This is a genomic window from Micromonospora sp. C41 (assembly GCF_018070485.1).
GTDB classification, from domain to species: Bacteria; Actinomycetota; Actinomycetes; order Mycobacteriales; family Micromonosporaceae; genus Micromonospora; species Micromonospora chalcea.
The window spans coordinates 1-13,523 of record NZ_JAGPXP010000040.1 but is presented as its reverse complement, the minus strand read 5'-3'; the positions used below and the strand labels follow the sequence as shown (position 1 = coordinate 13,523).

General features: G+C 76.3%; 12 protein-coding genes. 9 read left to right on the top strand and 3 right to left on the bottom strand.

All coding sequences use genetic code 11. The features are described 5' to 3' along the window. Positions 1-113: 113 nt before the first annotated feature. The 3 genes from KBX43_RS28250 to KBX43_RS28240 are packed head-to-tail and all read right to left on the bottom strand — an operon-like array spanning position 114 to position 1,878. The gene (locus tag KBX43_RS28250) at positions 114-668 is read right to left on the bottom strand and encodes a GNAT family N-acetyltransferase (RefSeq protein WP_043329442.1); all 555 of its coding nucleotides are present in this window, start codon (positions 666-668) and stop codon (positions 114-116) included. Continuing rightward, positions 665-1,393: a monooxygenase gene (locus KBX43_RS28245; protein WP_113972533.1), complete on the bottom strand. Its 729-nt coding sequence runs from the start codon at positions 1,391-1,393 to the stop codon at positions 665-667. The genes KBX43_RS28250 and KBX43_RS28245 overlap by 4 nt, the downstream gene beginning before the upstream one ends. Further along, positions 1,390-1,878: a YbaK/EbsC family protein gene (locus tag KBX43_RS28240; protein WP_043329446.1), complete on the bottom strand. Its 489-nt coding sequence runs from the start codon at positions 1,876-1,878 to the stop codon at positions 1,390-1,392. Before KBX43_RS28240 ends, KBX43_RS28245 begins: the two co-directional genes overlap by 4 nt. A gap of 513 nt (positions 1,879-2,391) precedes the next feature. Between KBX43_RS28240 and KBX43_RS28235 the strand changes: the two genes are divergently transcribed. The 9 genes from KBX43_RS28235 to KBX43_RS28195 all read left to right on the top strand — a co-directional run bounded on the left by KBX43_RS28235 (position 2,392) and on the right by KBX43_RS28195 (position 13,076). Then, positions 2,392-2,898: an SAV_6107 family HEPN domain-containing protein gene (locus tag KBX43_RS28235; protein ID WP_064445215.1), complete on the top strand. Its 507-nt coding sequence runs from the start codon at positions 2,392-2,394 to the stop codon at positions 2,896-2,898. Positions 2,899-3,053: 155 nt separating this feature from the next. Beyond that, on the top strand, positions 3,054-3,815 hold the full coding sequence (locus KBX43_RS28230) for a hypothetical protein (protein WP_064445216.1): 762 nt from the start codon (positions 3,054-3,056) through the stop codon (positions 3,813-3,815). Further along, positions 3,812-5,650 carry a DNA polymerase Y family protein gene (locus tag KBX43_RS28225; RefSeq protein ID WP_210888222.1) on the top strand — a complete coding sequence of 613 codons (1,839 nt, stop codon included), beginning with the start codon at positions 3,812-3,814 and terminating at the stop codon, positions 5,648-5,650. The genes KBX43_RS28230 and KBX43_RS28225 overlap by 4 nt, the downstream gene beginning before the upstream one ends. Positions 5,651-5,668: 18 nt before the next feature. Beyond that, positions 5,669-9,019: an error-prone DNA polymerase gene (locus tag KBX43_RS28220; RefSeq protein WP_210888219.1), complete on the top strand. Its 3,351-nt coding sequence runs from the start codon at positions 5,669-5,671 to the stop codon at positions 9,017-9,019. Positions 9,020-9,115: 96 nt separating this feature from the next. Then, positions 9,116-9,295 (top strand): hypothetical protein, encoded by a 180-nt coding sequence (locus KBX43_RS28215; protein WP_030500224.1) that lies wholly within the window; start codon positions 9,116-9,118, stop codon positions 9,293-9,295. 31 nt (positions 9,296-9,326) lie between these two features. After that, positions 9,327-10,058 (top strand): methyltransferase domain-containing protein, encoded by a 732-nt coding sequence (locus tag KBX43_RS28210; protein WP_210888217.1) that lies wholly within the window; start codon positions 9,327-9,329, stop codon positions 10,056-10,058. Then, the gene (locus tag KBX43_RS28205; protein WP_187694413.1) at positions 10,055-11,218 is read left to right on the top strand and encodes an alkaline phosphatase family protein; all 1,164 of its coding nucleotides are present in this window, start codon (positions 10,055-10,057) and stop codon (positions 11,216-11,218) included. The genes KBX43_RS28210 and KBX43_RS28205 overlap by 4 nt, the downstream gene beginning before the upstream one ends. 84 nt (positions 11,219-11,302) lie before the next feature. Continuing rightward, positions 11,303-12,562, top strand: a complete 1,260-nt coding sequence (locus tag KBX43_RS28200; RefSeq protein WP_064445220.1) for a DNA polymerase IV — start codon at positions 11,303-11,305, stop codon at positions 12,560-12,562. A 115-nt stretch (positions 12,563-12,677) separates the two neighbouring features. Next, positions 12,678-13,076, top strand: coding sequence for a DUF3040 domain-containing protein (locus KBX43_RS28195; protein ID WP_030500228.1), 399 nt, complete (start codon positions 12,678-12,680; stop codon positions 13,074-13,076). Positions 13,077-13,523 lie beyond the last annotated feature (447 nt).

Here is a 13,523-nt window from a genome sequence, read left to right as displayed (position 1 = left end):
CGACCTTTCGTTCGCGACTGCGGGGCTCGCAAACCCGGCTCACTCCTCGCGCTCACGGTGCCGCCCTTTCGTTCGCGACTGCGGGGCTCGCAAACCCGGCTCACTCCTCGCGCTCACGGGGCGTCCGGCGGGGGCAGCGGCAGGTCCCGGCCGAGCACGCCGAACGGCCGCTCGTCGCCGGGGAAGTGGAAGTGCCGCAGGACGTCGACGAAGCCGAACCGGCGGTACAGCCGCCAGGCCCGGGACTTCTCCTCGTCGGCCTCCGGCGTGGACAGCAGCGTGGTGTCGCCCTCGGCCACGGCGAGCAGCGCGCGCAACTGGCGGGCGCCCAGGCCGTGCCCCTGCGCGGGCGGGCGGACGTGCAGTTCGACCACCTCGAACGGGTGCGCCAGCCAGCGCTGCCGGTCCCGCGCGTTCAGCGCCCGGTGCACCTGGTCGTGCCACCACTGCCCGGTGGCGCCCCGGTAGCCGTACCCGAAGCCGGCCAGGTGGCCCTCGGTGGTGAGGCTGGCGACGGCGCGGAAGCCGGGCCGGCGTACGTGGGTGGCGATGTAGCCGCGGCGGGCCTCCAGCAGGTCGGGCCGGTAGCCCATCGCCTCGCCGTAGACGGCCACCACGTCGTCCAGCCGCCGGACCAGGTCGTCCGGTGTCCACCGCACCAGCCTCATGCGTACCCTCTCGCTGTTTCCGGGCCGCCCTCGGCGGCCCAGCCGAGCACCGTGCGGTCGCCGACCACGTCGCCCACCGCGAACCGCGCGAACAGTTCCTCCGCGTACCAGCCCTCGGTGGGGGTGCGGGTGATCGCGGCGCGGTGCTCGGGGGAACGGTACGCGAACGCGACCAGGTCCGCCGGGTCGCGCCACACGCTCACCGTGCCCTGCCAGCCCAGCGGCGCCTCGCCGACGCCGAAGCGGGCGAGCAGGCCGGGCGCGGCGTGCAGCTCGGTGGCGACCGGCGGGATCGCCCGCCAGAACGTGGCCGCCCGGCGGGCCCGCAGCCGGGCCCGGGTCAGCGCCAGCACCGGACCGGTGACCCGCCCGCCCGACGGCGCGCCGAACGGCTCCCGGCCGGACCACCGGCCGCGGCTGGTCAGCGGGCGCAGGTCGACCCGTACCGCGGCGCGGGCGATCCGGGCCCAGGAGCGGGCGACCGGGGAGGCGTCGAAGCCGGCCGCGTCGGCGGGGGAGTCCCAGACCACGAGCGCGGCCCACCGGGTCAGGTCGGCGTCGCCGGGGCCGAATCCGGTGCCGGTCCCGGTGCCGAGCAGCTTGGCGAAGCGGACGCCGGGCAGGCGGCGCAGCCGCGCCGGGTGGGTGGCCATCCGGGCCAGCACACCGGGTACGGCCCGCCGGGGCACACGCCACACGTGCAGCGTGACGAGTTCGGGGTTCACGCCACCTCGGCCGGCGCGCCGGCGGTGATCCGCAGCAGTTCCGCGTACGTGGTGGGGAACACCGCCCGGGGTACGCCGCCGGCGGCCCACACCTCGTCGTACCCGGTCAGGGCGGTGTCGACGACGGTGCGCAGCGGCGCGGGGTGGCCGACCGGGGCGACGCCGCCGATCACCTGCCCGGTGTGCTGCTTGACGAACTCCGGGGTGGCCCGGCGCAGCCGGGTCACGCCCAGCGTGGCGGCCAGCCCGGCGGTGTCCACCCGGTGCGCGCCGGAGGTGAGCACCAGCAGCGGCGCGCCGTCCGCGTCGAAGATCAGCGAGTTGGCGATGGCGCCGACGGCGACGCCGAGCGCCTCGGCCGCGGCGGCGGCGGTGTGCACCGCGTCGGGCAGCAGTCGGACGAGGCTGGCCTCGCCCGATCCGTCCCGCGCGCCCGCCTCGTCGAGCGCGCGCTGCACCGCCTGCACGTTCGGGTGTGGCTGCATGCCCCCATTCTTCCCTCACCCCCGGTCCGGCCCCGCCGGGGGCCGTGGCCCTCCCGTGTGTCCCCGGCGCGTCACACGTTGCGTTTTCGTCGGTAGGGAGGTGTACTGTCAGGGTAGTTAGAACGAGTGTTCGATTCGGTTGGAGCGGATAGCGGCTCAGCTCCCCGGCTGGCCCGGCTCCGGTCCGACCGGTCGGGCACCCGTCGAACGCTCCGGAAGCGGTGTTTCGCGGCACCGGCTTCCGGGAGGTGCGGCACCGCGGGCCGCACCGGGTTCGGACAGTCGCGAGTCCGGGCCCGTCAGGCAGGTCGTCGCCCGCCGCCCACGACCCCCGGGCGGCGGGCGACGGACCCGCCGGCACGCCGGCCGGGGGTGGGTGTGGGGAAGCGTCCACACCCGGCCGGCCAGCCACCTGAAGGTGCGTCTTCCTCCGCACCGACCGCTCCGGGCGACCGGGCGACGGTTTCCCCGTCGCGCGACCGCCCGCCCCGGCCACACGCGGAGGAGAGACCCATGCCGACCAGTCCGGCCCAGGCGCCCACGGTGCCCGCGCACGTGCTGCCGCACCGCACCCCCGCCCAGTTGCTCGCGGTGGCCCGCGACGGGCTGGCCGAGGCCGCCCGCACCCGTCCCGACGGTCTCCGGTACGCCGCCGCCCACCTCGCGGCGCTGCGCGCCGCCGCCGCAGTGCTCGCCGCCCGGGCCCGTCCCGCGCCCACCCGGCGGAACCGGATCACCAGCGTCTGGGTGCTGCTCGCCACCGTCGCCCCCGAGCTGGACGAGTGGGCCGCCTACTTCGCGGCCGGCGCGAGCAAGCGGGCCGCCGCCGAAGCAGGCATCCCCCGCGTGGTCACCGCCCGGGAGGCCGACGACCTGCTACGCGCCGCCGAGGAGTTCGTGACAGTGGTGGAGACCGCGCTCGGCCTGGCCCACCAGCCGGCGCTCGACGGCCTGCCCCGGCCCCTGCGGCGCGGCGTCTCCGACTCCCCGCCGTCGCGGCCCGGAGCGGCAGCCGCCTGATTCGTGGCGCCCGGCCACCACCGGCGGGACCCCGGGTGGCCGGGCGCCGCACCAACGGCACCACGTGCCGCAGCACCGACACGATCCACAGCACACGATCCACAGCACCATCCACGGGCGGGCCCGTGGCGGAAACACGACGGGGGGTTGGTCCGATGGCGGGCCGCATGGTGGTCGGTTCCGCCGCCCTGGCCGAGCTGGTCCGTCCGGCGAGCGCGCCCGACCCGGCCGGCGGCCACCGGGTGCTGCCCGTCCGGGCCGAGCTGACCGGGCTGCTGCCCAACCGTGGTCTGCGCCGGGGCAGCACCGTCGCGGTCGGCGCCGGCCAGCCCCGGCGCAGCGGCGCCACCTCGCTGATCCTCGCGCTGCTCGCCGAGGCGTCCCGGGCCGGCTCGTGGTGCGCCGTGGTCGGCGTACCCACCTTCGGGGCCGGCGCCGCCGCCGAGGCGGGCATCGCCCTGGACCGGCTGGCCCTGGTGCCCGACCCCGGGCCGGAGTGGCCCACAGTGGTCGCCGCGCTCATCGACGGGGTCGACGTGGTGGTCACCGCCGTGCCGGCGACCGTCTCCGCCTCGATCGCCACCCGGCTGGCCGCCCGCGCCCGGCAGCGCGGAAGCGTGCTCGTCCCGTACGGCCGGTGGGACGGCGCGGACGTCACGCTCCAGGTGGTCCGGGGCGTCTGGCAGGGGCTCGGCGCCGGTCGCGGGCGGCTGCGCCGCCGTGAGGTGACCGTCTCGGCCCGGGGGCGGGGCGCCGCCGCCCGCCCCAAGGAGATCAAGGTGTGGCTGCCCGGCGACGAGCTGACCCGGGTGATCCCCCGCTCGGCCGGGTTCGGCGCACCGTCCGCCGCGCCGTCGCGCCGGCTGCGCGTGGTGGCTCCGCCCGCCCGTACGCCCGCCGTGGCCGGGCCGGCGTGAGCGGCGTACCGCAGCGGACGCTGCTGCTCTGGTGCCCGGACTGGCCGGTCCTCGCCGCCGAGATCGTCGACGGGGTGCCCGCCACCGACCCGGTCGTGGTGCTGCACGCCAACCGGGTGGTCGCCTGCTCCGAGCGGGCCCGTGCCGAGGGGATCCGGCGCGGGCTGCGCCGCCGGGAGGCGCAGGGGCGCTGCCCGCACCTGACGGTGGTCGACCACGACCCGGGGCGGGACGCGCGGGCGTTCGAACCGGTGGTGGCCGCCGTGGAGGAGGTGGTCGCCGGCGTCGAGGTGATCCGGCCCGGCGCCTGCGCCACGGCGGCCCGGGGGCCGAGCCGCTACCTCGGCGGCGAGGAGGCGGCGGCCGAGCGGATCGTCGAGCACGTCGCGCAGAGCTGCGCGGTGGAGAGCCAGGTCGGCATCGCCGACGGGGTGTTCGCGGCCGGGCTGGCCGCCCGGGAGGGGCGGATCGTGGCGCCCGGCGGCACCCGCGAGTTCCTGGCCACCCGGCCGGTCGAGGCGCTCGGCCGGCCCGCCCTGGCCGACCTGCTGCGCCGGCTCGGCGTCCGCACCCTCGGCGACTTCGCGGCGCTGCCCGCCGGGGACGTGCTGGCCCGGTTCGGTTTCGACGGCGCGCTGGCGCACCGGCTCGCCGGCGGCCGGGACGACCGCCCGCTCGCGGTCCGGCAGCCGCCCGCCGACCTGATCGTCACCGCCGACTACGACGAGCCGGTCGACCGGGTCGACGCCGCCGCGTTCGCCGCCCGCACGCTCGCCGAACTGCTGCACGAGCGGCTGGCCGGGTACGGGCTGGCCTGCACCCGCCTCGGCATCGAGGCGGTCACCGCGCACGGCCAGGAGCTGCACCGGGTCTGGCGGCACGACGGCCTGCTCACCGCCGCGGCCATCGCCGACCGGGTCCGCTGGCAGCTCGACGGCTGGCTCACCGGCAGCAACGGCCGGGGCGGGACGCGCCCGGCCCGCCCGACCGCCGGGATCGTCCGGTTGCGGCTGGTGCCCGACGGGGTGCTCGCCCAGGCGGGCCTGCAGCCCGGGCTGTGGGGGGAGACCGGCGCGGAACGGGAGCGGGCGCACCGCGCGCTGAGCCGGGTGCAGGGCATCCTCGGCCCCGAGGCGGTGGTCACCGCCGTGCTCGGCGGCGGGCGTTCCCCGGCCGACCAGGTGCGCCTGGTGCCGTGGGGCGACGAGCGGGTGCCCGCCCGTCCCGGCCCGCCACCCCTGCCGCCCGCCTCTCCCGCCGCCGCGCCACCGGTCCCGGCCGGTTCGGTGAGCGGTGTCGCGTCGTCGCGCCCGGTCCCGGCCGGTTCGGTGCGCGGTGTCACGTCGTCGCGCCCGGCTCCGGCCGGTCCGGCTGCCGCTCCGGCGAGCGGCGTGACGCCGTCGCGCCCGGCCGCCGGGGCCGCTCCGGGTGCCGCGTCCGCCCCTGTCGTCGTACCCCCTGGGGGCCGTGCGGGGCGGCGGGCCGGGCGGGGCCGGGCGATGGCCGAGCCGCCGTGGCCGGGGCGGATCCCGCCGCCGTCGCCGGCCGTGGTGCTGCCCGCCCCACTGGCCGCCGACGTGCGCGACGCGGCCGGGGAGCCGGTGGTGGTGAGCGCGCGGCTGGCGGTCAGCGCGGCGCCGGCCCGGCTCACCGTCGGCGACGGCCGCCCGGCCGAGATCACCGGGTGGGCCGGGCCGTGGCCGGTGGACGAACGCTGGTGGGCGCCGGCCGAGGCGCGCCGCCGGGCCCGGTTCCAGGTGTGCCTGGCCGACGGCGCCGCGCTGCTGCTCGCGGTCGAGGGCGGGCAGTGGCTGGTGGAGGCGATCTATGACTGAGCGCCGGGGGAACGCGGGGTGAGCTTCCACAACCCGAAGATGCCGTGGTCGAAGCTGGAGCAGGTGCTCTCCGGCCGGGCCAAGGGGGAGCGGCACCTGCACGTGGTCGACCCGCTCGCGGTCGACGCCGACGGCGGCGACTCACCGGCGTGGAGCCGCAAGCGCCAGGAATACCAGCCGCCGCAGATGGACCGGCCGGACGGCGTGGTGCCGTACGCGGAGCTGCACGCGCACTCCAACTTCAGCTTCCTCGACGGGGCCAGCCACCCGGAGGAGCTGGCCGAGGAGGCGGCCCGGCTCGGGCTCACCGCGCTCGCCGTCACCGACCACGACGGCTTCTACGGCGTGGTGCGCTTCGCCGAGGCGGCCCGCGCGCTGCGGCTGCCGACGATCTTCGGCGCGGAACTGTCCCTCGGGCTGCCCGGCCCGCAGAACGGCGAACCCGACCCGCTCGGCCGGCACCTGCTGGTGCTGGCGCACGGCCACGAGGGGTACGCGCGCCTGGCCGCCACCATCTCCCGGGCCCAGCTGCGCGGCGGGGAGAAGGGCCGCCCGGTCTACGGCGAGTTGGAGGAGATCGCGGCGGAGCTGAAGGACCACGTGCTGGTGCTCACCGGCTGCCGCAAGGGGCACGTGCCCGCCGCGCTGCTCACCGAGGGCGTCGACGCGGCGGCCCGGGAGCTGGACCGGCTCACCGCGCTGTTCGGCGCGGAGACGGTGGCGGTGGAGCTGACCGACCACGGCCACCCGGTCGACGCCGACCGCAACGACGCGCTCGCCGACCTGGCCGCCGCGGCCGGGCTGCCCACAGTCGCCACGAACAACGTGCACTACGCCACCCCGGGCCGGCGGCGGCTGGCCACCACGGTCGCGGCGGTCCGGGCCCGGCGCAGCCTCGACGAGATCGACGGCTGGCTGCCCGCCGCGGCCACCGCCCACCTGCGCAGCGGCGCGGAGATGGCGGCGCGGTTCGCCGCGTACCCGGGGGCGGTGGCGCGGGCCGCCGAGTACGGCGCGGAACTCGCCTTCGACCTGCAGCTCGTGGCGCCGAAGCTGCCGGCGTACCCGGTGCCGCCCGGGCACACCGAGATGAGCTGGCTGCGCCGGCTGACCATGGACGGCGCCCGCGAGCGCTACGGCCCGCCCGAGGCGCACCCGGAGGCGTACGCGCAGCTGGAACACGAGCTGCGGATGATCGACGACCTCGGGTTCCCCGGCTACTTCCTGGTGGTCTACGACATCGTCGCGTTCTGCCGCGCGCAGGACATCTACTGCCAGGGCCGGGGCTCGGCGGCCAACTCGGCGGTCTGCTACGCGCTGCGCATCACCAACGTGGACGCGGTCCGGCACCGGCTGCTGTTCGAACGGTTCCTCGCCCCGGAACGCGACGGCCCGCCGGACATCGACGTGGACATCGAGTCCGACCGCCGGGAGGAGGTGATCCAGCACGTCTACGCCCGCTACGGCCGGGAGCACACCGCCCAGGTCGCCAACGTCATCTCGTACCGGCCCCGGTCGGCGGTGCGGGACGTGGCGAAGGCGTTCGGCTTCTCACCCGGCCAGCAGGACGCCTGGAGCAAGCAGATCGACAGGTGGGGCTCGGTCGCCGCGGTCGACGTGGCGGACATCCCGGAGCAGGTGGTCGCGTACGCCAACGAGCTGCAGACGTTCCCCCGGCACCTGGGCATCCACTCCGGCGGCATGGTGATCTGCGACCGGCCGGTGATCGAGGTGTGCCCGGTGGAGTGGGGCCGGATGCCCGGCCGCAGCGTGCTCCAGTGGGACAAGGACGACTGCGCGGCCGTCGGCCTGGTCAAGTTCGACCTGCTCGGCCTCGGCATGCTCTCGGCGCTGCACTACGGCTACGACCTGATCGGCTCCCGCCTCGACCTCGGCGACATGACGCTGGACGACCCCGAGGTCTACGACATGCTCTGCCGGGCCGACTCGGTGGGCGTGTTCCAGGTGGAGAGCCGCGCCCAGATGGCCACGCTGCCCCGGCTCAAGCCGCGCGAGTTCTACGACCTGGTGGTGGAGGTGGCGCTGATCCGGCCCGGCCCGATCCAGGGCGGCTCGGTGCACCCGTACATCAGGCGCAAGAACGGCCAGGAGCCGGTCACGTACGCGCACCCGCTGATGCGCAACGCGCTGGAGAAGACGCTCGGCGTGCCGCTGTTCCAGGAGCAGCTCATGCAGCTCGCCATCGACCTGGCCGGGTTCGACGCGGCCGGCGCCGACCAGCTGCGCCGGGCCATGGGGGCGAAACGGTCGGTGGAGCGGATGGCGCAGATCGCCGACCGGCTCTACGCCGGGATGGCCGAGCGGGGCATCACCGGCGAGCTGGCCGACGACGTCTACCGCAAGCTCACCGCGTTCGCCAGCTACGGCTTCCCGGAGAGCCACGCGATGAGCTTCGCCTACCTGGTGTACGCCAGCTCGTGGCTCAAGCGCTACCACCCGGGCCCGTTCCTGGCCGCGCTGCTCAACGCCCAGCCGATGGGCTTCTACTCGCCGCAGACGCTCGCCGACGACGCCCGCCGGCACGGCGTGGACGTACGCCGGCCGGACATCAACGCCAGCGGCGCCAAGGCGGTGCTGGAGTCCACCCCGCAGACGCGGTGGGGCAGCGTGCCGGGCGAGCCGCCGCACGCCTGGGGGCTGGGCGGCCCGGCGGTACGGCTCGGGCTGGGCAGCGTCCGTACCCTCGGCGAGGACGTGGCCGAGCGGATCGAGGCGGAACGGACGGCGCACGGGCCGTACCGGGACATGCCGGACCTGGCCCGCCGCGTCGGTCTCACCGCCGCGCAGCTGGAGGCGCTGGCCACCGCCGACGCCTTCGCCTGTTTCGGGCTGACCCGGCGGCAGGCCCTCTGGGCCGCCGGCGCGGCGGCCCAGGACCGGCCCGGCCGGCTGCCCGGCACGGTGACCGGCGCGGACCCGCCCACGCTGCCCGGCATGGCCGCGGTGGACCGCCTGGTCGCCGACGTCTGGGCCACCGGCCTGTCCCCGGAGAGCCACCCGGCCCGGTTCATCCGGGACCGCCTCGACGAACTGGGCGCGGTGCCGATCGCCCGGCTCGGCCAGGTGCCGCCCGGGCAGCGGATCCAGGTCGGCGGGATCGTCACCCACCGGCAGCGTCCGGCGACCGCCGGCGGCGTCACGTTCCTCAACCTGGAGGACGAGACCGGAATGCTGAATGTCACTTGCTCCCCGGGGCTGTGGCAGCGCTACCGTCGAATCGCCCGCACGAGTGGAGCACTGGTGGTGCGGGGCCGGCTGCAGCGGCACGAGGGCGTCACGAACCTCACCGCGGACCGGCTGGACGCGATCGAGCCCCCCGTCACACCGGCATCCAGGGATTTCCGTTGATGGAGTGATCCACATTACGGTTTCCGTGAGCCGGAGGCGGGAGACTCCCGACGCGGGTGGGCAGAGTGGCCCACCCGGGGTATGGGGGATGAACAGATGACCTTTCACCGCACGTACGCCGGTGGCGTAGCCAACGCCCGACGGACCCGCCTCGGCGCCGACTGGGCGCCCACCCACGAGGCCGAGCCGCGGGAATACCAGGTGACCGACGGCCCGGTGGCCAACGACCAGCGCTCCCGCGCCGAGGACGACCCCGCCGGCGGCGGCGAGTCCTGAACCTGGGCCGGGGGGTGACTAGGCTCGGCGCGTGGAGCAGATCCGAACCCTCACCCCCCGCACCGCCGTCATCTGGTCGGTGCTCCGGGCCGAGCTGGACCGGCGGGCCGGCGAACTACTCTCCGTGCTCGACGTCGGCGGCGGGACCGGCGGCTTCGCCGTCCCGCTCGCCGAGGCCGGTCACCGGGTCACAGTGGTCGACGCCAGCCCCGACGCGCTCGCCGCGCTGACCCGCCGCGCCGCCGAGGCCGGGGTCGCCGACCGGGTACGCGCGACGCAGGGCGACGCCGACGCGCTCGCCGGGCTGGTCGAACCGGCCACCGTGGACCTGGTGCTCTGCCACTCCGTCCTCGAAGTCGTCGACGAGCCGGAACCGGTGATCTCCGCGCTGGTCACCGCGTTGCGCCCAGGCGGCGCGGCGAGCGTGCTCGTCGCCGGCCGGGCCGCCGCCGTGTTCGGCCGGGCGATGAACGGGCAACTTGACGCCGCCGCGGCGCTGGCCGCCGACCCGCACGGCACCACCGGCCGCCGGGACACGCTGCGCCGCCGCTACGACGCCGCCGACGCGAGCGCGCTGCTCACCGCCGCCGGCCTCGCCGTGGAGGAGATCCACGGGGTACGGGTGCTCGCCGACCTGCTTCCGGCCGCCGTGGCCGACGGTCAGCCGGCCGCCCTGGTGGAGCTGGAACGGGCGCTCGCGGCCCGGCCCCCGTACCGTGATCTCGCCGCTCAACTGCACCTGTTCGCCCGCCGCCCGGCATGACCGGCCCGGCTCCGGGCCCGCTGGACCGGGTTGCGCCGCGCTACGACGGCGGCAGCCTGGCCGACGTGCTGCCCAGCGCGCTGTCGGTGCTCGGCGTACCCGGTGCGGCCGACCGGCTCGGCCTGGCACCGGGGCTGGCCGGGGTACGCCGGATCGCGGTGCTGCTCGTCGACGGCCTCGGCTGGTACCAGATCCCCACCGCCGCCCGGTACGCCCCGACGCTCGCCGGACTGGCCGCCACCACCGGCCGGCCGCTCACCACCGGCTTCCCGTCCACCACCCCGACCAGCCTGGTCAGCCTCGGCACCGGCACCGCGTCGGGCGCGCACGGCGTGCTCGGCTTCACCGTCCGGGTGCCCGGCACCGACCGGGTGCTCAACCACGTCGACTGGGCCGGCGACCCCGACCCGGTGAGCTGGCAGCCGGTGCCCACCTGGTACCAGCGGGCGCGCGCCGCCGGGGTGGCGGTGACCGTGGTCAGCCGCCCCGAGTTCGCCGGCAGTGGCCTGACGCTCGCCGCCAACCGGGGCGGCGACTACCGGGGCGCGGCCGGCGCCGACGCGCTCGCCGCGCGGATGCTGGCGGCGCTGGCCGCCGGGGACGGACCCACGCTGGTCTCCGGGTACCACCCCGACCTGGACCGGCACGGGCACCTCAGCGGCGTCGACTCCGCGCCGTGGCGGTCCGCCGCCGCCGATGTGGACGCGCTGCTGGCCCGGCTCGTCGACGGGCTGCCGCCGGACGCCGCGCTGCTGGTCACCGCCGACCACGGCCAGCTCGACGTGCCCGCCGGGCACCGGATCGACCTGGACGCCGATCCCCGGCTGCGCGCCGGGGTACTGGTGGTCGCCGGTGAGCCCCGCGTCCGCTACCTGCACACCGAGCCGGGCGCCGAAGCCGACGTGGTGGCCGCCTGGACCGAGCTGCTGGGCCCGGCCGCGCACGTGCTGACCCGCGCCGAGGCGGTGGCGACCGGCTGGTTCGGGCCGGTGCCCGAGGCGCACCTGAGGCGGATCGGCGACGTGGTGGTGGTCTGCCGGGACACGTACGCGGTGGTCGCCACCCGTTCCGAGCCGCCGATGGCGTCGCGGCTGGTGGCGTACCACGGCGCGGACACCGCCGCCGAGATGACCGTTCCGCTGCTGGTGGTGCGGGGCTGACCCGACTCATCCGCGGCTGCGGCCGCGTCGGTGGCCGCCGGGCTGGGCGGTGGGGTTGTCGGACCGGCGGGCTAGCCTGCTGGCATGGGCCGCAGCCAGTCGTTGCCCCGAGGCGGTGACCCGCGCTTCGGGCCGGACGCCGACGACACCGGCTGCGCCATCCTGCACGTCGACATGGACGCGTTCTACGCCTCGGTCGAGGTGCGCCGCCGTCCCGAGCTGCGCGGGCGGCCGGTGGTGGTGGGCGGCGTCGGCCCGCGCGGCGTGGTCAGCTCCGCCAGCTACGAGGCCCGGCAGTACGGCGTCCGCAGCGCCATGCCCACCGCCCGCGCCCGGGCGCTCTGCCCCGGCGCTGTCTACCTGCCGCCCGACTTCACCGCCTACACCGAGGCGTCGCGGGCGGTCATGCGGATCTTCCGGGACGTCACCCCGCTGGTCGAGCCGCTCTCGCTGGACGAGGCGTTCCTCGACGTGGCGGGCGCCCGCCGGCTGTTCGGCCGGCCCGCCGACATCGCCGCGCTGATCCGCCGCCGGGTCGCCGAGGAACAGCGGCTGACCTGTTCGGTGGGCGTCGGGCCGAGCAAGTTCGTGGCGAAGCTCGGCTCCACCCGGGCCAAGCCCGACGGCCTGCTCGTGGTCCCGGCCGCTCAGGTGCTGGACTTCCTGCACCCGCTGCCGGTGTCCGCCCTGTGGGGCGTGGGGGAGCGTTCCGCCGACGCGCTGCGCCGCCTCGGCCTGCGCACCGTACGCGACCTCGCCGAGGCGCCGGCCGGCCTGCTGCGCCGGGCGGTGGGCGAGGCGTCCGCCGCCCACCTGCACGAGTTGGCCTGGGGGCGTGACCCGCGCGGGGTGACGCCCGAACAGGTGGAGAAGTCGATCGGCGCGGAGGTCACGTTCGACACCGACGTGACCGACCCGGACGAGATCCGGCGGTCCCTGCTCGCGCTCGCCGACAAGGCCGGCGCTCGGCTGCGGGCGGCCGGGCAGGTGGGCCGTACCGTGTCGCTCAAGGTCCGTTTCGCCGACTTCCGGACGATCAGCCGCTCCCGCACGCTCGCCGTGCCCACCGACACCGCCCGGGAGATGTTCGACACGGCCTGGGCGTTGTGGGGCGCGCTCGCTCCCGGCGAGCCGGTTCGGCTGGTCGGGGTCCGGATGGAAGGTCTCGCCCCCGCCGGGGAGACCCCGCAGCAGCTCACCCTCGGCGCGCCCGAGCGCGGCTGGCGTGAGGCGGAGGCGGCGGCCGATGCGGCGGCCGCCCGATTCGGGCGGTCCGTCATAGGTCCGGCCAGTCTTCTCGGCCGTCGTGATACACGACAAGTCGAAAAACCGACCCGGCCGTAGGTCGTCCCGCTTTCCGACGCGCGGGGGCCCTCGTAGACTTGCGGGTAAGCAGCCGGTTGGCTGCCACGGTCTGTCGGCCCGCCCGGGTCGACCAACGTGACCGGGGAGGAGTGCCGTGCCGCTCTCGGAGCACGAGCAGCGGCTGTTCGAGCAGATCGAGCGGTCGCTTGCCGAGGACCCCAAGTTCGCCTCGGCCGTGCGCGCCAGCGACCCGCGTTTCCACGCGCGGCGTCGCGTGCTCGTCGCTGCCGGCGTGGTCGTCGCTGGTCTGGCCCTGTTGATCTATGGTGCCGTGATCAAGATTCCCGCGGTGGCCGTGGCGGGTTTCGTCGTCATGCTGGCCTCGTTGGGCTACGCGGTGCAGTCGCACCGCCGATCCCAGTCGCCCGACCTGCACGTGGTCGGCGGCACAACGAGCCGGCGTCGTCCCCGTGGCCGCAGCAGTGGCCGCCGGGGCTCCTTCCTCGACCGGATGGAGGACCGCTGGCGGCAGCGCCCGGAGGGACACCGCTGACCGTGCTCCGCCCCGGACCGGGGCGGATGTCGCGGCGACGCCCGTCGGCGTGCGCTTCGTCGTGCCCGCTCCACGGCGGCGGGTGCGCGTAGCCGTCGATCGCGCCGCACCCGTCCACGCCCCGATGTCGGCCGGTGTGGCGGTGCCCCCGGATTCCCCGGCTGCGGCGTGAGTCTCTCCCCGGTCCGCTGGCCAGTGCTTCGCAGCCGATCATCGCCTCCGCGCCGACCTGCGGCGGCTCCTGTCGGCTGATAGTCCACGACTAGAGATCGATCTTCCAAAGCGCGGGAAACGCGAAGATCTTGGTAGGAAAGGGCCGCTATAGGGGCCTTTTCCTACCAAGATCTCAAGCGCCCCCGCTCCCCACCCCGCCAGCCCGCTGAGCAGTCGGTGATCAAGGAGTTTGTGTCCGGTCGGAGGCCTCGCGGAGACACAAACTCCTTGATC